The sequence below is a fragment of the Rhizobium sp. SVR5-2C genome, assembly GCF_056755115.1.
This window is the reverse complement of sequence record NZ_JBNDHT010000060.1, coordinates 11,733-36,429: the sequence shown is the minus strand read 5'-3', so window position 1 is coordinate 36,429 and position 24,697 is coordinate 11,733. Positions and strand designations below refer to the sequence as shown.

Sequence of the window (24,697 nt, the reverse complement as noted above, 5' to 3'; positions counted from 1 at the left end):
GATATAGGCCTTGCCGATATCCGTCGCGACAACTGTTTTGCCGGATCTGTCGAGAAGTTTCACGCCGAGGCGTTCTTCGAGATGGCGAATCTGTTGCGACAGCGCGGATTGTGAAACGTGCAGCTTTTCGGCCGCCCACGTGAAGCTACCTTGTTCGACCACCGAGATTAAATATCGTGCGAGATCATAACAAGGCGACATTAGACATTATAATCGCGGCGGTGCGGCCCGACAGCGTTTGCAGCTGACGGGCCAACCACACGCTTTGGTTACTGGGCTGCCTGCTGCAGATCCTCGTCGTCCTCTTCTTCATGCTTGCGCGGCTGGTAGCGCGCGCGGAGCAGGACATAGAAGACGGGTGTCAGGAGGAGACCGAAGATGGTCACGCCGAGCATGCCGCTGAACACGGCAGTGCCGAGCGACTGGCGCATCTCGGCGCCTGGTCCCTCAGCCACGACCAGCGGCAGCACCCCGAAGATAAAGGCAAATGCCGTCATCAGGATCGGGCGCAGGCGCAGGTGGCTTGCCTCGATCGCGGCCTCGATGGCTGTTTTGCCTTCATCCTGCGCCTGGCGCGCGAACTCGACGATCAGGATCGCGTTCTTCGCGGCCAGTCCGATCAGGACGACGAAGCCGATTTGCGTCAGGACGTTGTTGTCCATGCCCCTGATATAGACGCCGATCAGCGCGCCGAGGACGGCGAGCGGTACGATCAGGATGATCGCAAGCGGAAGCACCCAGCTTTCGTACTGGGCCGCGAGCGCCAGGAAGACGAAGACAACCGACAGCGCGAAGATCCATACGATGCTGCCGCCCGTATGCGTTTCCTGGTAGGAGAGGTCCGTCCATTCGAAGGTCGTACCCGGCGGCAGCATCTTGGTGGCCAGTGCGTCCATCTTCTGGATGGCGTCGCCGGTCGAGACGCCAGGAGTGGCGTTGCCCTGCAGCGGTACCGACACATACATGTTGTAGCGCTGGATAAGGGTCGGCCCGCTGGTGTCACGGATATCGGCAAGCGTGCCGAGTGGAACCAGCGCGCCGGTGGCGGACTTGACCTTGAGATTCAGCATGTCGTCCTTCTCCATCCTGAACCGCTTGTCGGCCTGTGCGCGCACCTGGTAGACGCGCCCGAAGGCATTGAAGTCGTTCACGTAGGAAATGCCGAGGTTCGTCGACAGCGTCTCGAAGATGCTCGGGATCGGCACGTTGAGGTACTGAGCCTTGTCACGGTCGATGTCGAGATAGAACTCGGGAGTGGACTCCGAGAAGGTTGTGAACACTCCAGCCAGACCTGGCGTCTGGTTGGCCGCGACCGCCATCCGTCGCGCGACGTCGAGCACGCGCGTCATGCTGGAGCTGTCCTGGTCCATGATCTGCATCTTGAAGCCGCCGGAGTTGCCGATACCCCGGACGGGCGGTGGCGGGATCGCGATGATGAAGGCTTCATCGACGCTTTGGAGGTTTTTGTAGAGCGATTTGATGATCTTGTTGGCGTTGTCACCTGTTTTCATGCGGTCGGCAAAGGGCTGGAATGATGTGAACACGACGCCGGCATTGGAGGCATTGGTGAACGTCGCGCCGCTGAAGCCCGCGAATTCCACCGCGTCCTTGACGCCTGAAGTCTTCCTGGCGATGTCGGTGACCTTGCGTACGACGGCGTCCGTCCTTTCCAGCGAGGATCCGTCCGGAAGCTGGATGACGATGATGGCGTAGCCCTGGTCCATCACCGGGATGAAGCCGCTTGGGACCTGGGTGCTTATGAACCATGTCGCGCCCAGAAGGCCGACGAAGACAACCATGGCGCAGCCGACCCCGATCCAGGATCGGACGATGAACCGCACGACGGACGAGTAGCCACGGCTGAGTGCGTCGAAGCCACGGTTGAAGCCGCTCGCGGCACCGTGTCCGATCCTTGAAAAGATGTTCCGTCTTTCCTTCGCGTGATCGTGCTTCTTCAGGACGACGGCCGCGAGCGCCGGGGATAGGGTAAGCGAGTTCAATGCCGAGATGGCCGTCGCGATCGAGATGGTGACGGCGAACTGCCTGTAAAATTGCCCCGAGATGCCCGGAATGAAGGCTGTCGGTACGAAAACCGCAATCAGTACCAGGGAGATCGCCACGACGGCGGTGCCGACTTCGTTCATCGTGACGTGCGCAGCTCTGCGCGGACTCATGCCCTTGGCAAGGTTGCGTTCGACATTTTCAACGACGACGATCGCATCATCGACCACGATGCCGATCGCCAGGACCAGACCGAAGAGCGTCAGCATGTTCAGTGACATGCCAAAGGCGGCGAGGAACGCGAAAGTACCGATCAGCGACACAGGGATGGCGACGATCGGGATGATCGCCGTGCGCCATGACTGCAGGAACACGAGGACCACGAGGGCGACCAGTATGGCCGCTTCGCCGATCGTTCGATAGACCTCCGAGATGGACTCGGCGACAAACTCGGTTGGGTCGTACACGATGCTGTATTCAAGACCGGGCGGGAAGTTCTTTAACAAATCTGCCATCATCGACTTGATCTGCCCGGTCGTCTCCAGCGCGTTCGTGCCCGGTCGGGCGTTGATAACGAGCGCGACGGCCGTTTTGTTGTTCAGATAGCTGTTCGTGACATAGTCCTGCGCACCGAGCTCGACGCGCGCGACGTCCTCCAGCTTCACCAGGCGGCCGTCCGCAGCAGCCTTGACGATCACGTATCGGAACTGGCGGGCGTCGGAAAATCGGCCATCCGTCCTGACCGTATACTGAAAGGCGTTGTCGGTTCCGGCCGGAGGCGCTCCAATGGAGCCACCCGTGACCTGGACGTTCTGGTCCCTGAGCGCGTTGACGACGTCGGCGGATGTCATGCCGTAGGCCGACAGTTTCTCCGGGTCGAGCCAGACACGCATGGAATATTGACGCTCGCCGAATATCTGGACGTCACCGACGCCCTGGAGGCGTACGAGAACGTCACGAATGCGGCTGCGTGCATAGTTGGACGTGTAGAGCTGGTCGTAGCGGCCGGTCGGAGACAGGAGGTGGACGACCATCAACAGATTCGGCGAGGTCTTGTCGGTCGTGACGCCGAGACGTTGCACCTCTTGCGGAAGGCGGGGCAGGGCAATGGCGATACGGTTCTGGACGAGCACCTGTGCTTTATCGAGGTCGGTTCCCAGCTTGAAGGTGATTGTCAGTGCCATGGAGCCATCGCCACTGGAGTAGGATGACATGTAGAGCATGTCCTCGACGCCGTTCACCTGCTGTTCGATCGGTGTCGATACCGCGTCCGCGATCGTTTGCGGATCCGCGCCCGGATAGGACGTCCGCACGACGATGGTCGGCGGCGCGATTTCCGGATACTGCGCGACCGGGAGCTGGAAGTAGGCAACGCTGCCGATGATGATGAGCACGACTGAGATAACCGACGCGAAGATCGGCCGGTCGACAAAGAAATGTGCGAACCTCATTGGGCTGCTCCCGCCGCTGACACTGCTTGCTGCGCCGTCGCGGGCACATCGTTGGGGTTCTCCCTGGGTAGTTGCACCGTAACCGGAGTAACCTTGGCGCCGGGGCGGACACGGACGACGCCCTTCACGACGATTTGCTCATCGCCCGTGAGCCCTGAGCGGATGACCCTGTAGCCATAGAGCTTGGGACCCGGACGAACGGATTTCGTCGTGACCGTATTGTCGGGATTGAGCACGTAGACCACTCGCTCGTTCTGGTCGGCGGCAATCGCTTCATCGGGAATGAGGATCGCAGTGTAAAAATTCGAACCTTCGATCTCGACGCGGCCGAAGAGACCGGGTTGAAGGACGAAGTCGGGATTGGCAAAACGGGCGCGTACGCGCAGCGTGCCGGTGGCCTGATCGACGGTATTTTCCGCGAAGTTGAGCGTGCCGGAGAACTTTGTCTGGTCGCGGTCACCGAGACGCACGCTTACCTTTAGGCCGCCGCCTCCCTCCTGCAGGACCTTCCCGTTCTTCCGCGCCGTCTCGGCGTAGTTGAGAAGACGGCGCTCATCGACATCGAAATAGAAGTCGATGGGATCGAGCGCGACGATCGTCGTCAGCTCGGTTTGGTCGGCCTGCACGAGGTTGCCGACCGAAATCAGATGGCGGTTGATACGTCCGGCCAGCGGGGCCGTGATCTTACTGTAGGTGAGATCGAGCCTCGCCCGTTCAACGCTTGCCTCGGATCCCTGGAGGTTCGCCTGCGCGGACTGCAGCTCCCTGCGTCGGTCATCGAGCGTCGACACCGTCTGGCTACCGGACTTTACCAGCGTGTTCACGCGGTTGAATTCCGACTGCGCGTAGGTCAGGGTGGAGCTGGCGACCGCAAGCTGGGCGGTGGCCTCGTTGAATGCGGTGATGAAGGGGCGCTGGTCGATCTCGAAAAGCTCGTCGCCCTGCTTGACCAACTGGCCATCCTTGAAGTTGATGCTCTGAAGGTACCCGCCGACCCTGGAGCGGATCGAGACCTGCTCGGAGGCCTGGAAGCGGCCGATGAAGTCGTCGTTGTCGACGACGTCTCGCACGACGGGCTTGGCCACGGACACCTGTGGTGGAGGAGGCGTTTCCTGAGCCTGGGCAGCTCCGGCGGACAGAACTACGCAAACCGGCAGAAAATATTTCAAAGTTGAATGGCGGAACTGCATCGATTACCTCCGACGTTTTGGATCGAGAAGCCACGGCAAGCGCCGTGACTTCGGTCTTTTCGTCGTTCTGCTGAATGGAATGTTCGTTTCGGGATTGAACGCCCGTTGCGTCCGACGAGCCCTTGAAGACTACTTGCTCTCACGTCGGTAGCGACACGGCCTCGGGATTTTTGTTGTATTTCTTCATCTTCCGACCTCCTTTGCGGGGATGCAAAAAGGTAGGACGGCGAAACTCGACGGTCCAATGACCTGTGGCTATGGAATCGATGCCAGCGACGGCAAGATCGGCCTCTCGGATCTCTCGCACGCGGCTCTGCAGCTATTCCCCGATCGGTTTCACCGCGTATTTTTGAAGGTAGGTGCTCCTGATCTCTTCCTGACTTCGAGGAGGTTGGGCAAAGACATGGGCCGGCGACAGCAACGGCGTGATCGAAGTGGTGTCGATTTTGACAACGTGATCGACAGGATACTCTTGGCCGTTCGTCGCCCGAACCCAGTCGGCGATCATCGAATACTCGTCATCGCCTGGCGGCAGTATCAACGCACGGCCCTTGAATCGATAACCGCGCCTCTGGAAGATGTCGACTACGTTAATTTCGACGGCGGGATTGCGCCTCAAGTTCCGTATCGTCCGGGGCGATGCGATATCGGCGAAGTAGAGAACGCCGTTTCTGACCGTCAAGGACGCTTTCGGCGAAAGATTGGGCGTCCCGTCCTCGTTGACCGTCGCGACGAACGACAGAATCGCTTGCTGGATGATCGCCGTCATGTCGGCAGTGATTTCAATCATAGATATCCTCGCTTGAAAGAAATTTGAGCGGCTCCATGCGTCGCTCGCCAGAACTCATCAAATGTTGATCTCGGCCTCCTGCCTGCGATCGTTCAACGGACCGCCGACTTTGACCCGGACGATGGCTCGAAGATTGGATTGACGACGGTAAGAAAGAAAATCACCTCTCGCCATGGAGTCGATAACTGACCGTTATCGGAATGGCTGAGAGGCGCTTGGCACGCCGTGCTGCGAGCGCGGCGCTTCCACGCACGCAAGGAAGTCGGCTCCTGCGTCGGCGAGACCGTCGGCTTCCTCACACGCCGGCTTCCGATGCAAGACGCGGAATTTGATCGTTCGCCCAGAGCAGCCGACGCGGCGTGAAACCAAGCTTCGCCTTGGCTCGCGCGTTGGATGCCCCCGTCAGGCTCATATGGTAGAAGACCGCCTCCTCACCGACGAGAGCCAACGCGTCCGCCTCACTCATTCGAGGCGGTACCGGCGCGTCGACCCAGCGGGCGAACGCCGGCATCCATTCGGACACAGGCAGCGGATCATCGTCCATAACATTGTATGTTCCGGGTTCGGCGGTGATCGCCGCAACGGTTGCCGCGACCGCGTCGTCAATATGGACGAAAGACCAGACCGCCGCGCCATCGCTGATAATTCTTGCCTCACCCTTGCGAAACTGCTCCGCAATCGCGCCGTCTGGACGATACCAAGTGCCCGGTCCGTAAAAGAATCCATAGCGCAGCACGACACCCTGTAACGCCCTCGAGCCCAAGACCCGATCTTCATAGGCGCCCATCACGCGCGTACTCTCGCCGATCGGACCGGGCGCATCGTAGCGAAGCCGGGCCGTCTCGTCGGCGAGTTGCCCCGACGGAGCGTCAAGATAGAAGCCACGCGATTGCAGGATATAGCGTGCGACGCCAAATTCCTGCGCTGCGGCGAACAGATTGGCACCGCCCTCCTCGTGGAGACGCGTGTCGTTTGGCATGGACCTGATGATGTCGGCGGGGTTCGCGGGCAGCCATGTAAGCTGGTCAATCACCACATCCGGCGCGGCGGCTGCGATTGCGTCGCATACTGCCCCTCGGTCGAAAGCATCAGCGGTGGAAGCAGACGCGCCGACCTCACGCAGTCGATCGACGCCTGGGCCGCCGCGTGTCATGCCCGTGACCTCGTGGCCCAGGGTGCGCAGCGCGCGTACGAGCGGAAGGCCCACCGCACCGGTGGCGCCGGCAACAAAGATTTTCATGAGAGGATGTCCTTCCTTCGAGATGTGAGCACCGCGGCAGGTGCGCTTTGCTTATTTTTCGATGGCCGCGTAGGCCGTGTTGCGGAAGCTGATCGCCATGCGGTCGTAGGCGTTCATCAGGCTGATCGCGATCGTGAGGTCGACCAGCTCCTTCTCGCCGAAAACCGCGCGCGCTGCCTGATAGGCGCCGTCCGGCACACCGGTCTGTGCCACGCGCGTCACCGTCTCGGCCCAGGCCAAGGCGGCGCGCTCGGTCTTGTTGAAAAGGTCGCCGCCTTCCTCCCAGGCATGAACCAGGGCGAGCTTCTCGATCGGCACGCCCCTCTTCGTGAGATCGCGTGTGTGCATGTCGAGCCAATAGCCGCAGTTGTTGATCTGCGAAACGCGGAGATAGACAACGTCGACCAGCTCGGCGGGCAGGTCGCTCTGCATGATATAGCCATACACACCTCCGAGGGCCTTGGCTCCGTTCGGAGCGATTCGGTTGTAATCCAGGCGTCTGGTCATTGGCTTCTTGCCTTGAAGGCTATTTGATGGGCGTAGTCAGCGCTTTGTCATCGGTGTCGCTGACGAACACGGCGAGCAGCTTTGCCGGCTCGGTCTTGCTCGCGTTGCGGCTGATCGAATGGGTTGCACCCGGCGTTTCGGACCAGCTCTCGCCTGCCCGATAGATGCGCGTCTCGCCGTCATTCACCTTCGACTCGATCGCACCCGAAATCACATAGGCGTAGATGAAAGCCGACTTCGCGTGGGTGTGGGAGGGCGAGGCCGCGCCTGGCGCATAATCGACTTCTACGGCGATCAACGACTTGCCAGGGATATTGGGAATGGCCGCCTCGAAGTTCTTCGTGACGGCTTCCGCTTTGCTATCATGGGCGGAGATGGGGCCGGCCATCGAGAGGGCGAGGACGGCGCAGGTGGCGGCGATGATGGTTCGGAACTTCACGGGCTTTTTCCTTCTTCAATATTGAAGCTGTCCTTGCGGGAGGCTCCGGGCAAAACGTAAGCGGTCATCGCCTGGGCTTGTTGATCACCGGCGGCTGCATCGCGCAGTGTCGATGCGGCCCGCGACGGTCTGATCAGGCTCCTTTCTGCGAGCGCCGTAACCACTCCTCGAGACTGATGCGGCCGAGACGCGCCTCGCCCAAGGGTACGAGCGACTTTTCCTCGATCCGCCCGCCGCGATATCGGGCTTCGGGATCTTTCACGACCTTCCGCGGGTCGCCGACAGCCTTCAAATAGCGAGCGACGATTTCGTCGAACTCCGCTCGTTCCGGGCCTGCGATCTCGACGATGCCGTTTCGCGGATTATCGAAGGCCACTTCGGCGACGACGGCGGCAACGTCGTCAGCCGCGATAGGCTGAAGCAGGCCCGGCGCAAGCCTGACGACGCTTCCATCCGTACTCGCATCAGCGATGCGGCCGAGGAATTCCAGGAACTGGGTCGAGCGGATGATCGTATAGGGGATACCGGAAGCCTCGATCAGTTTCTCTTGCGCGACTTTGGCGCGGTAATAGCCTTGGTCGGGTACCCTGTCGGTCCCGACGATGGATAACGTGATATGGTGCCGAATGCCCGCCGCGGCCTCCGCCGCAACAAGGTTGCGGCCGGAGGTCTCGAAGAATTCCAATACCGCCTGGGGGTCAGATGAAGGCGCATTGGAGAGGTCGATCACCACTAATGCGCCGGCCATGGCTTCTTTGAGCCCTTCTCCGGTGACGGTGTTGACGCCACCTTTGGGCGACGCCGCGATGACCTCCTGGCCGCCCCGGCGCAGAATGGCAACTGTCTTCGAGCCAATCAAACCAGTGCCGCCGATCACGACTATCTTCATGGTTTACTCTCCCTCGTCGATCGCCAGACGCCGCTGATCATCGTTTCGATGCGCCGCGAGAGGAGACGCAGGGCTCTTTCGAGGGACGTCCGGCAGAAAGCCAGGCGCGCGTGGCGTCGAGACGACGGATCCCGTCCGTCCTGCGGAAAGTCATGCTGCTAAGGCAGAGACAGGAGACATACGGCCCGGTCTTTCCTGGCAGGACATATTGCATGCATCGGCCTTCGAATTGTTGGCGAGGACCGGAATATATGGCCAGCCTTTTGGCCGTTAAACATCGATATCGCAGACTCCTGTATCCAGGCGTCCAAAATGCGTGATCCTCTGTCTGATATCCTCAGAGCCATGCGTATCACCGGCTTCTTGGAACTGGATCGCACCACAAAAAAATAGGGCCGCGGACGCGCGTTCTCACTCAAGTCTGAGGCGGGATGCAGTGAGGTCGCGGTGACGGTCAACGCATCATGTCTGAGAGACTCGTACTGAGCACGGCCTTTGCGCGATAAGCCCAGTTTGCGTATCAGCAGGACTAACCGCAATTTTGCGGAACTGGTCCAGTAAAAATGCTGCTCGCAAAAGGCTGATGTTGCGGCGAGGCTGAGCACTCAATTTTGATTATATCCCGACCCGCCTCCTTGACGGGCTTTGCCGCAGCATGGCGGAAGGACTGATATGGACGCGCATGTAATAGATAATCCTGCAGCCAAGCGCTTCGAGCTTGCCATCGGCGGTACCGTCGCCGTCGCTTATTACAAGATCGAAAGCGACAGATTTGTCCTACTTCATACGGAGGTCCCACAGGAGTTTTCGGGACAAGGGATAGGCACGAAGCTCGCCGAAGGTGTGTTCGAACAGCTGCACGCCGCCGGCCGTCGGGTGATCGCAAAATGTCCTTTCATGGCACGCTTCGCCAGCCGTCACCCCGAATATGCCAAAATGCTCGACGGCTGATGGCCGGATAAAGCCCGAGAGATTACGTCCCACCATCGGGATTCATTGCAATGCAGACTATGACATCCAGGAAGATAGGGATGAGTTCGGAAGACGCTAAAGGCTTTCGCGTGCACCTTGTCCAGCAACTGGCCGATCCCGGCTGCCCTCGATCCGCGGAGAGGATCAGCGTTGAGGAATTCGGCAGGTGCCACAACCTCGACAATTGCCAGATCCGGCAGTTGCAGCTGTTGTTCGGCCCGTTTGCGGGCAGGGACGAGTTGTGGGCGAACGTCCGCCGGCCTCCCCGCTTCAGGTAACGAAAACGGCCACTCCCTCACCCACTGGCGTGAGATCCCCCAGATAGTCCTTCTTTCCTGCCGGAGCCCCAAGATGCCGCAGAATCGAGTGCGCCACCGCGATATGGAAAAAGAAATCCGCTAGTACGACGTGTCGAATGTAATCATCTCCGCCGAACCAGCCCCGTGCAACCGACGGAGTCAGTTCATAAACGTGTGCCTGAGCGCTCGACAGATCTTCCGGCTGGATTGTTTGCAGGAAGCTGCGCGTTTCTAACAGACGTCCTTGAAGAGCGGGATAGATCATCGCGACGTCATGCGGAGTCGCCTGGTTTCGATTCATAAGCTTGGTCATGTGCAGCTCGACCTTGTTGCAGTTGACCGCGAATTGTTCACCGAACGTCAGCATGTCGGGAGCGAGCCTGGATGTCAGTACGCTTCCCGGATCAAGAGAATTGGAGCGCTCCAGGTTTTGGGCACAAAGCAAATAGTCGTCCATAACCGTGAGCCCATGCAGCATCACGGGAACGGTGACGTCGTATATCGAAAAGGACATGTTACCCTCCATTCATGTCCGATACCGCCATGCGCCGGGCTTGTCAGCGCCGAAAGGAGCTCCCTCTTTAGCCGAAGTTTCGGCAAATCCGCCCAAATTTCGGCGGTTTGTCTTTCGCCGTGCGCATCGCGAACGAAAGAGTATCAAGTGTGCCGGATGGAATTGAAAATTCCATTTGGCCATGCTTTCGATAGCCAGTGGATATCGTCGGCGCGACTCCGGAATCGTCGCGGACGACCGCGAATTTTTGGGCGAAACAACTCCTCTTCTCCAATCACAATCATACAAGGACGGAATGGAGACAACGCGTTGCGTCGTCCACACGGACGATTGGAGACGCATTGTAGACTCGCTGTGCATGGCAAGAATCTATGGTGACGCTCTTGCCGCGACTTCATCGCGGCCGTCATCTGTCGCGTCACCGAAAGCGGAAACTATGCATCATGTAAATAAGAGCATCGAAGTTGTTGAAAATGAATTTGCCCGAGATGTGGTCGCCGGATTATCGGCTGATGCGAAGACATTGCCAAGCCGTTGGTTATACGACGAGCGAGGATCCGCCCTTTTCGAAGAGATAACCAAGCTCGAAGAGTATTACCTGACCCGAGCCGAAACCTCGATCCTGCGAGAGCGGCAGGGGGACATCGCTGATTTTGTAGGCTCGGGCGCGATTCTCGTCGAGTATGGTGCCGGAGCCGGCATTAAGACCGAGCTTGTGCTGGCAGGACTGCGCGACCCACGCGGTTACGTGCCGATCGATATCGCCGATGCCTTCCTTGCAGAAACGTCGAAGAGGATTGCTTCGCGCTTCCCATCGCTCTGCGTGCGCCCCATCGAGCGCAATTTCCTGGATGTATTTGAGGTTCCGTTTGATGGCTCCGACGCCGGCAGGACAGGTTTTTTCCCGGGCTCGACGATGGGGAATTTGAACACGATCGAGGCGCAGGCTTTGCTTACGCAGATGGGGCGCCACTTGGGCGATGACGGACGCGCCATCATCGGTGTCGATCTCCAGAAGAACGTAGATACGCTTCTGCGTGCTTACGACGACAGCGCGGGCGTGACAGCCGCGTTTAACCTCAATCTCCTCGAGCGGATCAACACCGAACTTGGCGGCGACTTCCGTTTAGAGCAGTTCAAACATGTGGCGCGCTGGAACGAGATCGAGAAAGCCGTAGAGATGCACTTGGTCAGCCTATGCGATCAGCGCGTTAATGTTTGTGAACAGACCTTCCTCTTCAGAACGTCGGAAACCATCCACACGGAGAGTTCCCGAAAATATACGGTGGAGAGCTTCGAGCGGCTTGCCCGCTCTGGGGGATGGAGGGTTGCAGAGGCTTGGCAGGATGCGGACGCGTTATTCGGCCTGTTCGGACTCATTCGCTACTAAACCGCGAGCGTCAGATTGTCATTCATCCACTATGGGTAGCAAAAACGGCCTATTTGCTGCCCATTCATGTGCTGACTGAAATTATCATATTCGGGCCTTGAGGCTACACCAAACCATCCAGCTGAGCGATTGTGCACCGGCCTTCATTTAGGGTGATGGCAATTATTGATGCTCAACAATCCAGTCGAGCCGGAGCGCATAAAACCGTTCACATGACGCGCTGCGCGGAGCGTCCGCGTCAGACAGTGGTGTCCTGAGCCTCCGACCGTCGAGCTGATGCACCGTGAGGCTTTCTGGACGTGGGATGCGAAGCGCTTTGGCGAATATCGCGAGCTGATCTCGACAAACTGATGGGCACGATGGAAGTAGCGTCGGCCCAGTTGTCCGAGTGCCTGTTCGCCCCAGGAGCCAGCCTCCACATCGAGGGAGGCGATCTGCCGACCATATACTATGGTCTTACCGGCTCCGGCATGATCATCGTCGATGGCGAAGCAGCAATCGATCTCGTCCCGCACAGGCTCGTCGTGGCGCCGGCGAACAAGTCAATCGAGATCGTCGCGGACGGTTCATCATTCGGGCGCTCCCGTTCCGGCGCCTGCAGCATCAAGAAAAGCACCTTCGTTCCCGGCTCCGTGCACCGCTACGAGATCGGCGAAGGCGAGGCATCGTTTTCGCTTGTCTGCGGTTGCTTCCACGCGGTTTACGGTCCCGGACTGGATCTCTTTGCTTCGCTCGCTTCGCCGGTAGTTGAAACCTTTGATGCGTATGATCAGCTCGACCAGGTCATGAGCTATGCGATGGTTGAACTCGCTACGCACGAGATCGGTCGGGGACCGATGGCGTCAGCGCTGTTCAAGCTCGTGCTACTGACCCTGCTTCGTCGCTGTCTGACTTCGTCAAACGCTTGGGTGGAGCGCTTTTCGCTTTTGAGTGACCCGCCGATAGCGCGCGCGTTCGCGGAAATGGCGTCACGTCCCGCGGCGGACTTCAGCGTTCAAACCCTGTGCAAATCGGTTGGGTTGAGCCGCTCGGCGTTCATGGCGAGATTCACGGCTGCGTTTGGCGAATCGGCGATGTCTGTCCTGAGACGTCTTCGCATGCGGCATGCGGCGAACCTGCTGGCTGCCAACGCACTGTCCATCGAGCAAGTCGCACTTCAGGCGGGATATCAGAGCCGCAGCAGCTTCACTCGAACCTTCCGGCAGCACTACGGGACCGACCCTTCAGACTATCGGTCAGAAGCGAAACGCGTCTTAGTTGCGTATGAGACGGAAGACGGCGACGCCGCGTGATTAGCCGCCATCGGGCATTTGTCTTACTGATCTTAGGATCAGCGCCTCGGAAATTCTCGGTCAAGCCCGGAACATCAAGTTCGCTTACATAGTGGTAGGCGATCCAGCCCTGCCGCAGCCGGAAGCCGGTAGGCGACCCATTACGTGTTGATGGCGTCAGGCGGTCAGTCTGACCAAGCACCGGCGGCCCACGACCGCTTCTCATCAGAAAGCCAGGTGACGAAGGCAGTCAGTCCATCACCTTACATCCACACCTTTCCAGAATGCGATGTAACCTTTGATGGACGCTGCAGCATCGGAGGGATCCGCATAATACCATGCCGCGTCTTCATTGGTTTTGCCATCGACGATAAGCGAATAGTAGTTCGCAAGGCCCTTCCATGGACACCGGCTGGTCGTCGCACTCTGCCTAAGATATTGGGTATTGACGGATTCAGGCGGAAAGTAGTGGTTGCCTTCGACGACAACAGTCTTGTCCGATTTCGCTATCACTGTCCCGTTCCACGTCGCGACTGCCATTTCTCATTCCTCTCCATGCGATAAGAGCCGATATAGCCCGGGCTGAAACCGTTCGGTTGGGGCGGTCGTCGCCTTATAGAACGTCCTAAGGCCGACTATTGGAGCTGCTTGCCAATTCGGGTGCGCAGTTCCTGCAGGTCCCGTGCGAATATGCGGATGCCCTCGGCCAATTTCTCGGTTGCCATCGCATCCTCGTTCATGATCCAGCGGAACGTCACCTCATCGATCGGCGCATTAGGCGCCGGATGCTTGATGTCGACCGCGTCCTCGCTGACAAACCAGTGGCAAATGGCATCCGCCGGCTGCCGCAGCGGTTGCTCGGGATGCGTGCCGGGCGAAAGTGCTCTCTCAAGGTGATCGCTGTTCGATTCCAGGGCATCCAGGAGACTTGGCGCGATCGTAAGTCGGTCGCAGCCGGCAAGTGCCTGAATTTGACCGATATTCCTGAATGATGCGGCCATGACGATCGTTTCAATGCCTTCGGTTTTGAAATGATTGTAGATGTCACGAACGGACCGGACACCTGGGTCTTCCTTGGCCGTGAAATCCCTGCCTTCGGCTTTCTTGTACCAGTCATAAATGCGCCCTACGAACGGCGAGATCAGGAATGCCCCGGCATCGGCGCTTGCGATGGCCTGTGCGCGGTTCAACAAGAGCGTCATGTTGCACGACACGCCTTCCCGCTGCAGGATCTCGGCCGCGCGTATCCCTTCCCACGTCGCGGCGAGTTTGATGAGCACCCGGTCGCGCTGGACACCGCGCTGCTCGTAGTTGGCTATGATTTGGCGAGCCTTAGCGGTTGAGGCCGCGACATTGAAGGAGAGGGTGGCGTCAACTTCCGTCGAGACGTATCCAGGCACGCGGCGCAAAAGCTCGACCCCAACGGAAATCGCCAAGCGATCTGCGGTAGCTGCCGCAATGCGCGACGGGTCGCCACTACACTTACGTCCCCATGACAGCGCTTCTTGGACGACCTCCTTGTAAGGCTCGCTTTCTATGGCTTTGAGGACGATGGTGGGGTTCGTGGTGCAATCGACTGGCTTCAACCGCGCGACGGCCTCCAGATCACCGGTATCGGCGACAATCGTCGACATCGTGCGCAACTGTTCAAGTTTTGATGTCATGTTCATTTCCTTTCGGCGCCGTCGGTTTTGGTGCGAGCCCGTGGTCGGCCCCGGAAACCGTCGTTCGCGAATGCGCGGTCAAACCGGGTTACGTGATTTCTCTTCCTCGAAGGTGATGGCTACGGCTGCGTTCGCCGAAAGGCGGACTTGCTTGCCCTCCACGATGGCGACCAGGCTGAGGTCGATAAAATGATCGTGCCCCTTGTGACTGCCCTCACCACTATCGCGCTTTGTTAGTTTGATGCGGCCGTCGACAATAGCGTCGACGGTGCCTACATGGACGCCGTCGGCGCCGATCACTTCCATGGCGGGAACGATCTGTTGTTTGCTCATGAGTATCTCCTTCAGATTGGGATTAACACGTCTCGGCTCGCCGGCCTTTTACGCGTCCTCAGCGAGCCTCAGCCCCGAAAACTGCCATCGAGCATGCCCGGGGAAGAAGTTTCGGTAGCTCGCGCGCATATGCCCTGGCGGGGTTACGCAGGAGCCCCCGCGAAGCACGAATTGGCCTGACATGAATTTGCCGTTGTACTCGCCAACAGCGCCCTCGACCGTGCGAAACCGCGGATATGGCAAGAACGCGCTGCGGGTCCACTCCCAGACATCCCCGAACATCTGCTGAAGACCACCAACGTGAGGTGATGCCGGTTTGGGACGAAGACGGTTCGTGTCGAGGAAATTGCCCTGGATCGCGATCCCCTGAGCCGCGGTTTCCCACTCGACCTCCGTTGGAAGGCGCTTTCCGGACCATGTCGCGAACGCGTCCGCCTCAAAGTAGCTTATGTGAGTGACCGGCGCGGTGGGATCGAGGGGTTGGAAACCTCTCAGCGTCATCGTCCAGTTTTGTCCGTCGCGCTCCTCCCAGTAGAGAGGTTGGGACCATCCTTCGGCCTGCACTTTTGCCCAACCCTCCGACAGCCATAGGAGCGATTTCTTATAGCCGCCGTCATCGACGAAGTCCGCCCACTCGGCATTCGTGACAAGGCGATTGGCGAGCCGGAAAGGTTCGACCAGAGCGCGATGTCGCGGACCTTCGCTATCGTAGGCGAATCCAACGGATCCATGGCCAATCTCAACGATCGCCTCGTCGAACTCGGTGAAGGAGAGCGGAGGTAGGACAGCAGTCTCCACGGTGACAGGCCCAGGATCACGATAGGCCGGATGAAGTGGATTCTGAGCGAAAAGATGCAAGATGTCGGTGAGCAAGAGTTCCTGATGCTGTTGCTCATGATGACAGCCGAGCTCGACCAACTCTGCAACGCGCTGGCCCGGGCTCGTGCGCAATAACGCATCGAGGGCATCGTCGACATGCTTCCGATAGTCCAGGATGTGGCTCAACGCCGGCCGTGTGATCATCCCACGTCGCGGCCGCGGCTGACGCGCCCCGAGCGTTTCGTAATACGAGTTGAAGAGAAAGTTGAAATCCTCATCAAAGGTTTTGTAAGCCGGGACAAACGGCTTGAGCACCATCGCCTCGAAGAACCAGGTCGTATGTGCGAGGTGCCATTTAGCCGGACTCGCGTCGGGCATCGACTGTACTGTCGCATCGGCGTCGGAAAGTGGTTCACCCAGTCTTTCGCTGGTCTGACGAACGTCGTGAAAGAAAGTGTGAAGGTCATCTGGCTCTAGCGCCGTCTGGAAGAGCTGCGAAGTTTTCATTGCAAGGCCTCTCAAGAGTTTTGCACCGACTACCGAAGACTGAAGGTCGCAATCCGACACGAGGTTAAAGCAAGCTCGCGTCAGAGGAATCCCGAAGCCGTGTCCAAGCGTCCAAAGCCGTCGGCATCACATGCGGTTGGACCCAGTTACAATCGCCTTCCGAAAACGCGCCGGCCTAGTCGATTTCATGTTGCGCCGCTTCACCGGCGCCGGACTAGACCAACCAGATTGCAAAGGCGACGATGATCAACAGGAGGGCAGAACCGTTCGCCCTCTCCGAGTCCTCACGGACGAACGCGGATGACCGTCTTTCCCGTGCGCCGAGCGGTCGCGTTGAAGGCGGCGACGGCTTCGTCGAAGGTCGCGATGTTGCCGATGTTCGTCCGCAGTCGTCCGTCCCGCACCCGCTGGACGATCTCACCCAGTTGAGCACGATCGGACTCGACAACGAAGTCGACCGCCAGGCCGTAGGCAGGCCGCGTCTCGGCTGGCCCGACAATGGTCACCAGCGTTCCTCCGGCTCGAATCAAGCCTGCGGACCGCTTCTGGATGTCACCGCCGATGACGTCGAACACCAGATCGACGCCACCGACGTCTTCGAGGACGTCATTGTCGAGGTCGACGAACTCCTGCGCGCCGAAGTCGAGGACCTTCTGACGGTCGGCGGCGCGTCCGGTGCCGATGACGTAGGCGCCGGCCTCACGCGCGAGCTGCGTCACCATCGTCCCGACTGCGCCGGCCGCGCCGTGCGCAAGGACACTCTGCCCCGCCTGAAGACGGCCGTGCTGGAACAGTCCCTGCCACGCGGTCAGGCCCGAGATCGGCAAGCTGGCGCCCACCGTGAAGTCGACGTCGCCTGGCAGCGGCGCAAGGTTGCGTGCCTCGATGGCCACAAACTCGGCCAGGGTGCCGTCGCGATGCCAGTCGGCGAGGCCGAACACACGCTGTCCCACCGACAGTCCCGTCGTGCCATAGCCGAGGGCCGTGACCACTCCGGCCAGCTCGTGGCCGGGGATCGACGGTGTTCGGTCACGGTCGCGGCGATCGGTCCAGGTCGAGGGCCATGTCAGCTCGGTCGGAACGAATCCCGACGCATGAATCTGTACGACGACGTCGTTTATCGCTGCCTGCGGCTCGGGCCGCTGCATCAGCTTCATCCCGGCCGTTCCAGCAGCCTGATCCGTTACCACGATTGCCTTCATCGTCCGCCTCCCTGTGTGTGGTATGTGGTCATCTTTCGAATTCCTTTGCAGACGTCCGAAAATACGACTGCGAAATTCGATGGTCTAGGGACCTGTGGTTATGGAATCGATGCCATCTAGGTGGCGCGCAAAAAACAACGGGCGGTGCAAACATATGCTTCGCACGTCGAAAAGGAGCGTTAGCTGGATGGAGAGTGTTGATTTCGAGGCGGCGCTAGGAGCACTCCCCGAGGGCTACAGCGAAGGGATCTACGAGGGACGGCGATATGGTGTGAGCCTTCGCCGATCCGACGATGGACGACGTAACAGTCTGTTTGCGCGAGAATTGGCCGGAACAGACATTGTCAGTTTCAACCTATATCGTCTCGGATCCGGCAACGCATCTCTCAAACCATGCGAGATGTCCGCGGAAAAAGTGAGAGACTTTGTCTTGGGGTTTCGATCGGACGCGTCAAACGCGTGGTAGTGAATCGGAGCGAATGCCCCACAAGTGCATGATTTCTGGGCACTGAGGACGCAAAAAAGGACTAGAGGCGCGCGGGAGAACTCCGGCGCTGTTCGCTAAGATCGGGAGTCAGCTGAGTCTGCGACTGGCTATCAAGCGAGCCTAATCTTGGGCATCAAATAGCGCAGATGCTTGGTTGCGGCAGTGTTTAAGTGCCGGCTATGGAGTGGCGTCCTCTTGTTCGACGGCTCCGGCAAAACCTGTTCGGCCAGACTGCCTCGTCTGCAGAAGTAGATCAGTCAGAGTGCTAACGGCCTCGGACAGTCGAAGCACCTCCTGCGCTCGAAGCTCATCTATCTTCTCATGCAAGAGCTCTATTTCTAGTTCGGCCTTGACGTTGATCTTATAGTCGTTTTCTGCCGCTCTTCGATCGATATCTTGCTGCCTGTTCTGACTCATCATGATGATCGGCGCAGCATAGGCAGCTTGAAATGAGAGCGCCAGGTTCAACAGGATGAACGGATAGGGGTCCCAACTCCTCGCCGCGGCGACGAGGTTGATCGAAATCCATGCAACGAGGAGGACGGTCTGGACAATGATAAACTTCCAGGAGCCCATGACGCTTGCAACCGAGTCCGCCACGCGTTGACCGACTGAAAGCGGCTCCATCGGATCGCCCAGGTCGGCCGGATGAAAGCGCAATGACCGGCGCAGCCGCCGCAATTCGGCGAGCAGTTCATGCTCAGTGGGCTCCATGTTGTCGATTTCCGGTTCTAAGGTTTTGATGGCTCTGCTCCTCGCCCGCGCGGCTGACGCGTCGCTGGCACATAGTAAGATTTGGTCTTCGTGGGAGATCTCAGTGCCGCGTCTACCCCAGCGGTTCTTTCAGGAAATAAATTCGGCGGCCATTCGGGTAAAGCTATCGTATCCATAACCGGCCGGAATGCTCCGCGAAGTCAGCGTCGAAGCCCCGACACTGGAAACGCACAGCGCAGAAATCGCGGACGCGATCGGCCCTATGCTCCAAGAGGGAACAGAAGCCATCGTCGCGGCGACGCCATCGGCACCGTAACGCGCGGGAATAGAAACCATAACGGTCGGACATTTCCCAGTGAAAGGGCATCGACGTAGTCTCGCCCCAGGTTGCGAGTGGCTGGGTTATGGGCGTTTGCGCACGTCGCGCAGGTCTGAACCGCAGTGAAGTCAACGACCGGTATCGTGCACGCCGCATGTCACCCCTAATGCTCGAACTGAGAACGTACCCAAGCGATAACTACGGAGAAGAGAATGCTGCTGCCTCGTCGACCAGTTCCCGAACTGCGCGTGCCGACCCTTGCTCATGGCGACTTTGATCTCGCTGCCGACGCACCGAAGCTATTTACGTTGATATCCTTTTATCGCGGTCTCCATTGCCCGGTCTGCCTCAAGTATCTGCGCGACCTGGAATCGCTGCTCCCCGAATATGAGCGTCGCGGCACAAAGGTCATCGCCATCAGCTCTGACGATCACGAGCGCGCTCAGGAAATGGCGCGCAAGGTCGGCACCAACCTGCGATTCGGATATTCGCTGCCGCTCACGGTTGCCCGCCAATGGGGACTCTATATTTCCTCATCGCGTGGAAAGTCATCGATTAACGTCGAAGAGCCACCGCTATTTTCGGAGCCAGGCGTGTTCCTCGTTCGACCGGACGGTACTTTGTATTACGGCGCGGTTCAAACTATGCCGTTCGCGCGTCCGGTGTTCTCGGAATTGCTGCAGGCGATCGACTTTGCCATCACCAAAGATTATCCGGCGCGTGGCGAGTATGATGGCCCGGTCTGAGCGCCCGTCGGCTTAGCTGCTACCGGACAATGAAGTTCCCGATAACGAATGAGATGCTCCGGCGGTCGTAACCGATGCTCGGAAAGCTCGAGGAGCTAGGCCTATTGCGAGGAACGAGGCTCCTCAAGGAGGAAACGATGGATAAGAACATTATCAAAGAGACGATGCTTTCGCTTGAGGGTGTAGCCCTTAAAAGCACCCGCGAAAAATACTTCGACTATATTGCTGATGCGCGGCTCGACCGAAGTGAACCGATCGAAAACGATGAGCAGGCCCAGGCGGAAATCGCCAGTGATCTTTCCGAAGCTCTCGACGATACCCTCCACGATCATACCGATAAGCTCGACAAGTTGAGAGAGATCGACTTCGGGCCAAAGTCGACTGTTACTGAAGGAGCGCTCGTGCGGCTTTCTGGTCGATACTTCGTCATCGCCGTCTCCACCAGCAAATTCACATGCGATGGCCAAGAGGTCATGGGGATTTCCACAATGGCCCCGATTTTCGAGGCAATCGAAGGAGCTCGGGCCGGCGAGACCGCGGAGTTCAACGGAAGGAAGCTTGTGATCGAAGACGTCGCATAGCGAGGCTCATTGTATCGCCGGCGAACGAGAGCCCGCCACAATTGAACAAAGGAGAACCATGAGCGAGTCTTTCTCCAAGCTTTCATGGGACGATCTTCGCGTGGTACACGCGATCGGCAAGTGCGGAGCCCTGTCCTCGGCCGCCGAAATGCTCGGCATCAACAGTTCGACCATCGCGCGTCGATTGGCTAAGGTCGAGGAAACGCTAAGCGTAACCCTCTTCGATCGGCGACGAACCGGATATGTGACGACTGCAGAGGGCGACGAATTGCTAGCGCTCGCAGAGCGGGTCGAACTGGACGTCGTGAGTGTGGCCCGCCGCGTCACCGGTCATGTCCAGGGCCATGTCGGCGATTTACGTATCACGACAAGCGATTTCCTTCTCTTGCACTTTCTCACACCAATGATCGCCGAGTTCAAGGTGCTCAATCCCTCGATTCGGGTGGAGGTGACCGTTGGAAACAGTCCGTTGAACCTGGCGCGAGGAGAATCCGATATCGCGGTCAGGGCCACTGAAAACCCGCCTGAAAATCTGTTTGGCCGGAAAGTCGCAACGATTGCCTGGGCGCCCTATGCCCGCCTTCCCAACTCCGCTCCGTCTTGGCGCGACACCGACGAGCTGTTTGATTGCCAATGGGTTTCCTACGCGGGAAATCTCTCTGGCCTCAAAGCGTCCAAATTCATTGAGGAGCGCGTACATCACGACAACATCGCCTACCGGACCGATTCAGTTGCCGGTGCCGCAGCGGCGATCGTTGCGGGGCTGGGAGTCGGATACCTGCCCTGCATGGTTGGAGATATCACGCCGGATCTTATACGCGTTGGGGCAGTGGAGCCAGAGCTCAACGATGAGCTGTGGCTGCTGACCCATCCGGATATCCGCAAGTCAGGACGAATATACGCGTTCATGACACATTGCGTGCAGGCGATCCGCAAGCGACGCGAGCTAGTCGAGGGCCATTGTGGGACGATTTTGGGTCCTCGGTTACCCGAGATCAATTCGGGCTCGGTTCTTTTCCATTCGCTACAGCGTTGAAGGCGATTTCAATGAGCTCCAGGCGGCAACCCTCGGCTCGCTTCCGTCTCTCGATCCCCTTCGGGCAACGACATCAACGTTACTTCTGGTCAGGTCTGACCATACTCTCCATTGAAGGCCCCGGCTTCGGCCCGCGGCCTTCTTACGTCAATAATCAATTGGAAAACGCTGATGCCAAACCGGCCCGAATACATCAACGGTGACGCCTGCCACGTCATGACAGGTTATCCGGAAGATCGCACTACAACTGAGCCAATACGCTATGTCTTCTCGCACAGCTCGCTCGGAGCGCTGCTGCTGGCTACGAGCGAGAAAGGGGTCGTTACGGTCCTGCTGGGTGCCGACGCTGTTCTCCTGACCAAGCTTCTGCTGGAGCGGTTTCCGCTGGCCGACGTGCAGCCTGGGCGTTGGCCGGAGGATGAGCTCGCGATGCGTGTCGTGCACTTCATCGAACGCCCCTCTCGCGGGCTAAATGTGCCACTCGACCTGCGCGGGTCTCGATTCGAGCACCGCGTCTGGGAAATCATCAGGGACATTCCCATCGGCGAGACTTCAACCTACGCCGCTATCGCGCGTCAAGTCGGTGCGTCAACCGCCGAGCGTGCGGTTGGCCTAGCGTGCGCGGCGAACGAGTTGGCCGTCGTAGTGCCCTGCCATCGGGTCGTTGACGACAATGCACAGTCGGGGTCACGATACAGATGGGGTCATTCAAGGCAGACGGCGTTGTTGGCGCGCGAAAAAGCGAGCTTTGACGACAACGCCGCCGAGCGAGAGGCGTAATAGTGCATGGCGTCCTTAGTGTCCTGTCGACGCGCAGCGTTGCGCGCTCTTGAGGGATAAACTATCAACGCTCCAATTAGAGGCTCTCGATGCGGCAATGGCACATGCTGTCGCGGGAGGCACAATCGGAGTGCCGCACCGCGACAGCATGGAGCACTCACAGCTTGTGTTCGGAGATGCCGTGGTGGGCCATTCGCACAATGGCTTCGGTCGTGATGCCGAACCTCTCGAAAACGTCTGTCGCCTTACCTGACGCACCGAATTCGGTGAGGCCGACAAAGTAGCCGCTTTCGCCGAGATACTTGTCCCAGGAATCCCGGATGCCCGCCTCTACTGCTACCCTGATCCCGGAGCCTCCCAAGACAGCGCGCCTGTATTCCTCGGGTTGCTGCTCGAATAGCAGTCTGCAGGGCATGGAGACTACGCGAGTAGGCACTCCCTCCTCTTGAAGGATCTCATGGGACTCGATCGCCAAATGTAGCTCCGACCCCGCGGCAAGGAGCGTTACTACGGACTCCTCACCGTCCGCTTCCAGAATCACATACGCCCCCTTCGCCGACTTGTTCCCCTGGGAATGGTCACGGCGGACCGGTGGCAGGGCCTGCCTGGAGAGCGCGATCAGCGATGGGCCCTCGCTACGTTCGAGGATCGCTTGCCAGCACTCAGCTGTTTCGACGCCGTCGGCGGGCCGGAACACGGCAAGGTGCGGAATGGCTCTGAGGGCGCTCAGTTGCTCGACAGGCTGGTGCGTCGGGCCGTCCTCGCCGAGGCCAATCGAGTCGTGTGTCATCACGAATACCGTGGATGCGCGCATCATCGCGGCCAACCGGATGCTGGGTCTGCAATAGTCCGAGAATGCCAGAAACGTCCCGCCATAGGGCCGCAGGCCGCCGTGCAGGGCCATCCCGTTCATGGCTGCGGCCATGCCGTGCTCGCGCACGCCGTAGTGGAGGTACAAGCCCGAGAATTTCCCCGGCACAATTTCCTTCTGGCTGTTCGTCTTCACGTTGTTGGATGGGGTCAAGTCAGCTGATCCGCCGATCAGTTCAGGCATCGCGGCGGTCAAATGTTCGAGGACCAAGCCACTCGCCTTGCGGGTCGCCATCGGGGTATCCGCAAGGCTCATCTCATCGAGGGCTCGCGCGATCGCCGTCCGCCACTGTGCGGGCAACACCCCCTGCATTCGACGCTCGAACTCGATTTTGACTGGAACGGGGGAGGCTTCCAATCGATTCAGCCATCGCTGCCGCGTGGCCTCGCCCCTCGATCCCACGGCGCGCCACGCGTCAATCAGCGGCTCCGGAATCTCGAAGGGTTGTGAATTCCATTCGAGAAGCTCACGGGCACCAGAAACTTCGTCCTCTCCCGGCGTGTCGCTATGCGCCTTACGCGTCCCGGAAATCGTCGGGAATCCGAAGCCGATGACGGTCTTGCATGAAATGAGCGACGGGCGATCCGTAACCGCTTGAGCGTTCCGTATGGCCTCCCTGATCGCGTCGGTGTCGTGCCCGTCAATTTCCTGGACGTGCCAGTTTGACGCGGCAAACCGCGCCGCCTGGTCGTCGGAGACGGCAAGCGAGATGGGTCCGTCGATCGTGACGGCGTTGTTGTCGAAGAACGCGATCAGCTTGCCAAGCTTCAGGTGACCCGCAAGTGAAATGGCCTCGTGGCTGATGCCCTCCATCAGACAGCCGTCCCCCATGAAGACGTACGTAAAATGGTCTTGCAGGTCATCCCCGAAGGTCGCGTTGAGGACGCGCTCTGCAATCGCAAACCCGACGGCATTCCCGACACCTTGACCAAGCGGCCCCGTTGTCGTCTCGATGCCCGGAATGTGCCAGTACTCAGGGTGTCCCGCAGTCTTGCTGCCGATCTGTCGGAACCTTCGTATGTCCTCCATCGTGATGCCTTCGTATCCCGTCAGGTAGAGGATGCTGTAGAGCAGAAGGCAGCCGTGTCCATTGGAGATGACGAACCTGTCCCGGTCTGGCCAGGAAGGGTCCTTCGGGTCAAATTTCATGAAGTCGCGGAACAGCACGGTCGCGATGTCTGCCATTCCCATTGGCATGCCCGGGTGTCCACTCTTCGCGTTCTGGACGGCGTCGGCTGCGATGAACCGAATGCAGTTAGCCATATCGCGCAGCAGCGGATCCCGTGGGGCCGGAAATTTCTTAGGCTGTCCGCTCGTCACATCAGTTGGCATAGTCTGAGCCTTTTTTGAGATAGTGTTCGGTAATGCGAGCTCCGGCAGTCGTTTGGCGTGTCGTCGACGCAGCGTTGAGGTGGGCTTCTCGCTCTCACCTGATCGCAGTATCAACGGTACGCACAACCCCGAGGCTGGCAGCATTTCCAGCAAAGCCGATCGGGTGAAGCAGGGCCAATGAAACGTCGGAATAGAACCGATAACCATTTCTCTGCCTGTTCTGCACGCGCCGATCTTTTCCCGGGGAAAAGCCCCGATGAAGTTGCCGCCCCCGAGATCTGCTCGCTGGGCGCTTCCGACCGCTTCCGACAGAGTTATCGACCCAGGGTCTCGCATAGCCCCGTTGCTGTCAA

23 protein-coding genes are annotated in these 24,697 nt (G+C 59.1%); 7 read left to right on the top strand and 16 right to left on the bottom strand.

Translation table 11 applies throughout. The annotated features are described in order from the left end of the window. The 8 genes from ACPYOI_RS18200 to ACPYOI_RS18165 form a co-directional block, all read right to left on the bottom strand. Window positions 1–201 (bottom strand): LysR family transcriptional regulator (locus ACPYOI_RS18200; protein WP_481423144.1); only part of this gene is annotated, 201 nt, incomplete at its 3' end. Between the two features lie 68 nt (window positions 202–269). Continuing rightward, entirely contained in the window at window positions 270–3,452 is a 3,183-nt protein-coding gene (locus ACPYOI_RS18195) for an efflux RND transporter permease subunit (protein WP_481423143.1), read from the bottom strand. Further along, window positions 3,449–4,642, bottom strand: a complete 1,194-nt coding sequence (locus tag ACPYOI_RS18190; RefSeq protein ID WP_481418528.1) for an efflux RND transporter periplasmic adaptor subunit — start codon at window positions 4,640–4,642, stop codon at window positions 3,449–3,451. The genes ACPYOI_RS18195 and ACPYOI_RS18190 overlap by 4 nt, the downstream gene beginning before the upstream one ends. Window positions 4,643–4,961: 319 nt before the next feature. Continuing rightward, entirely contained in the window at window positions 4,962–5,432 is a 471-nt protein-coding gene (locus ACPYOI_RS18185; protein ID WP_481418527.1) for a pyridoxamine 5'-phosphate oxidase family protein, read from the bottom strand. Window positions 5,433–5,727: 295 nt separating this feature from the next. Next, on the bottom strand, window positions 5,728–6,672 hold the full coding sequence (locus ACPYOI_RS18180) for an NAD-dependent epimerase/dehydratase family protein (RefSeq protein WP_481418526.1): 945 nt from the start codon (window positions 6,670–6,672) through the stop codon (window positions 5,728–5,730). Between the two features lie 51 nt (window positions 6,673–6,723). Then, entirely contained in the window at window positions 6,724–7,179 is a 456-nt protein-coding gene (locus ACPYOI_RS18175; RefSeq protein WP_481418525.1) for a carboxymuconolactone decarboxylase family protein, read from the bottom strand. Between the two features lie 19 nt (window positions 7,180–7,198). Further along, a complete protein-coding gene (locus tag ACPYOI_RS18170) occupies window positions 7,199–7,567 on the bottom strand; it encodes a cupin domain-containing protein (protein ID WP_481418532.1) in 369 nt (122 codons plus the stop codon). A 184-nt stretch (window positions 7,568–7,751) separates the two neighbouring features. Continuing rightward, window positions 7,752–8,507 (bottom strand): SDR family oxidoreductase, encoded by a 756-nt coding sequence (locus ACPYOI_RS18165; RefSeq protein ID WP_481418524.1) that lies wholly within the window; start codon window positions 8,505–8,507, stop codon window positions 7,752–7,754. Window positions 8,508–9,179: 672 nt separating this feature from the next. Here ACPYOI_RS18165 and ACPYOI_RS18160 point away from each other — a divergent pair. Further along, window positions 9,180–9,458, top strand: coding sequence for a GNAT family N-acetyltransferase (locus ACPYOI_RS18160; RefSeq protein ID WP_481418523.1), 279 nt, complete (start codon window positions 9,180–9,182; stop codon window positions 9,456–9,458). 291 nt (window positions 9,459–9,749) lie between these two features. Here the strand turns inward: ACPYOI_RS18160 and ACPYOI_RS18155 are convergent, their stop codons facing one another. After that, complete coding sequence (locus ACPYOI_RS18155; RefSeq protein ID WP_481418522.1) at window positions 9,750–10,292, bottom strand: DUF1993 family protein; 543 nt, start codon at window positions 10,290–10,292, stop codon at window positions 9,750–9,752. Between the two features lie 436 nt (window positions 10,293–10,728). On the opposite strand from ACPYOI_RS18155, the gene egtD reads away from it, so the two are divergent. Continuing rightward, window positions 10,729–11,682, top strand: coding sequence for an L-histidine N(alpha)-methyltransferase (gene egtD / locus ACPYOI_RS18150; RefSeq protein WP_481418521.1), 954 nt, complete (start codon window positions 10,729–10,731; stop codon window positions 11,680–11,682). Window positions 11,683–12,032: 350 nt separating this feature from the next. Next, window positions 12,033–12,974, top strand: a complete 942-nt coding sequence (locus tag ACPYOI_RS18145) for a helix-turn-helix domain-containing protein (RefSeq protein ID WP_481418520.1) — start codon at window positions 12,033–12,035, stop codon at window positions 12,972–12,974. Between the two features lie 237 nt (window positions 12,975–13,211). Here ACPYOI_RS18145 and ACPYOI_RS18140 read toward each other — a convergent pair whose 3' ends face one another. From ACPYOI_RS18140 to ACPYOI_RS18115, 6 genes are all read right to left on the bottom strand, one after another. Further along, window positions 13,212–13,493, bottom strand: coding sequence for a DUF427 domain-containing protein (locus tag ACPYOI_RS18140; protein WP_481423142.1), 282 nt, complete (start codon window positions 13,491–13,493; stop codon window positions 13,212–13,214). A 95-nt stretch (window positions 13,494–13,588) separates the two neighbouring features. Then, on the bottom strand, window positions 13,589–14,617 hold the full coding sequence (locus tag ACPYOI_RS18135; protein WP_481418518.1) for a transaldolase: 1,029 nt from the start codon (window positions 14,615–14,617) through the stop codon (window positions 13,589–13,591). A 78-nt stretch (window positions 14,618–14,695) separates the two neighbouring features. After that, window positions 14,696–14,950 carry a DUF2171 domain-containing protein gene (locus tag ACPYOI_RS18130; RefSeq protein ID WP_481418517.1) on the bottom strand — a complete coding sequence of 85 codons (255 nt, stop codon included), beginning with the start codon at window positions 14,948–14,950 and terminating at the stop codon, window positions 14,696–14,698. Between the two features lie 48 nt (window positions 14,951–14,998). Continuing rightward, entirely contained in the window at window positions 14,999–16,276 is a 1,278-nt protein-coding gene (egtB, locus tag ACPYOI_RS18125) for an ergothioneine biosynthesis protein EgtB (protein WP_481418516.1), read from the bottom strand. Between the two features lie 284 nt (window positions 16,277–16,560). Beyond that, window positions 16,561–17,478 carry an NADP-dependent oxidoreductase gene (locus tag ACPYOI_RS18120; protein WP_481418515.1) on the bottom strand — a complete coding sequence of 306 codons (918 nt, stop codon included), beginning with the start codon at window positions 17,476–17,478 and terminating at the stop codon, window positions 16,561–16,563. Between the two features lie 664 nt (window positions 17,479–18,142). Beyond that, the gene (locus ACPYOI_RS18115; RefSeq protein ID WP_481423141.1) at window positions 18,143–18,679 is read right to left on the bottom strand and encodes a DUF1003 domain-containing protein; all 537 of its coding nucleotides are present in this window, start codon (window positions 18,677–18,679) and stop codon (window positions 18,143–18,145) included. Between the two features lie 531 nt (window positions 18,680–19,210). Here ACPYOI_RS18115 and ACPYOI_RS18110 point away from each other — a divergent pair. The 4 genes from ACPYOI_RS18110 (at window position 19,211) to ACPYOI_RS18095 (ending at window position 22,141) form a co-directional block, all read left to right on the top strand. Continuing rightward, window positions 19,211–19,744 (top strand): peroxiredoxin-like family protein, encoded by a 534-nt coding sequence (locus ACPYOI_RS18110; protein ID WP_481423140.1) that lies wholly within the window; start codon window positions 19,211–19,213, stop codon window positions 19,742–19,744. Window positions 19,745–19,818: 74 nt separating this feature from the next. Further along, window positions 19,819–20,325 carry a hypothetical protein gene (locus ACPYOI_RS18105; protein ID WP_481418512.1) on the top strand — a complete coding sequence of 169 codons (507 nt, stop codon included), beginning with the start codon at window positions 19,819–19,821 and terminating at the stop codon, window positions 20,323–20,325. A gap of 58 nt (window positions 20,326–20,383) precedes the next feature. Beyond that, window positions 20,384–21,361: a LysR family transcriptional regulator gene (locus ACPYOI_RS18100; RefSeq protein WP_481418511.1), complete on the top strand. Its 978-nt coding sequence runs from the start codon at window positions 20,384–20,386 to the stop codon at window positions 21,359–21,361. Between the two features lie 171 nt (window positions 21,362–21,532). Further along, window positions 21,533–22,141 carry a methylated-DNA--[protein]-cysteine S-methyltransferase gene (locus ACPYOI_RS18095; RefSeq protein ID WP_481418510.1) on the top strand — a complete coding sequence of 203 codons (609 nt, stop codon included), beginning with the start codon at window positions 21,533–21,535 and terminating at the stop codon, window positions 22,139–22,141. A 157-nt stretch (window positions 22,142–22,298) separates the two neighbouring features. On the opposite strand, the gene tkt is transcribed toward ACPYOI_RS18095, so the two are convergent. Next, window positions 22,299–24,275 carry a transketolase gene (tkt, locus tag ACPYOI_RS18090; RefSeq protein ID WP_481418531.1) on the bottom strand — a complete coding sequence of 659 codons (1,977 nt, stop codon included), beginning with the start codon at window positions 24,273–24,275 and terminating at the stop codon, window positions 22,299–22,301. Window positions 24,276–24,697: the final 422 nt, after the last annotated feature.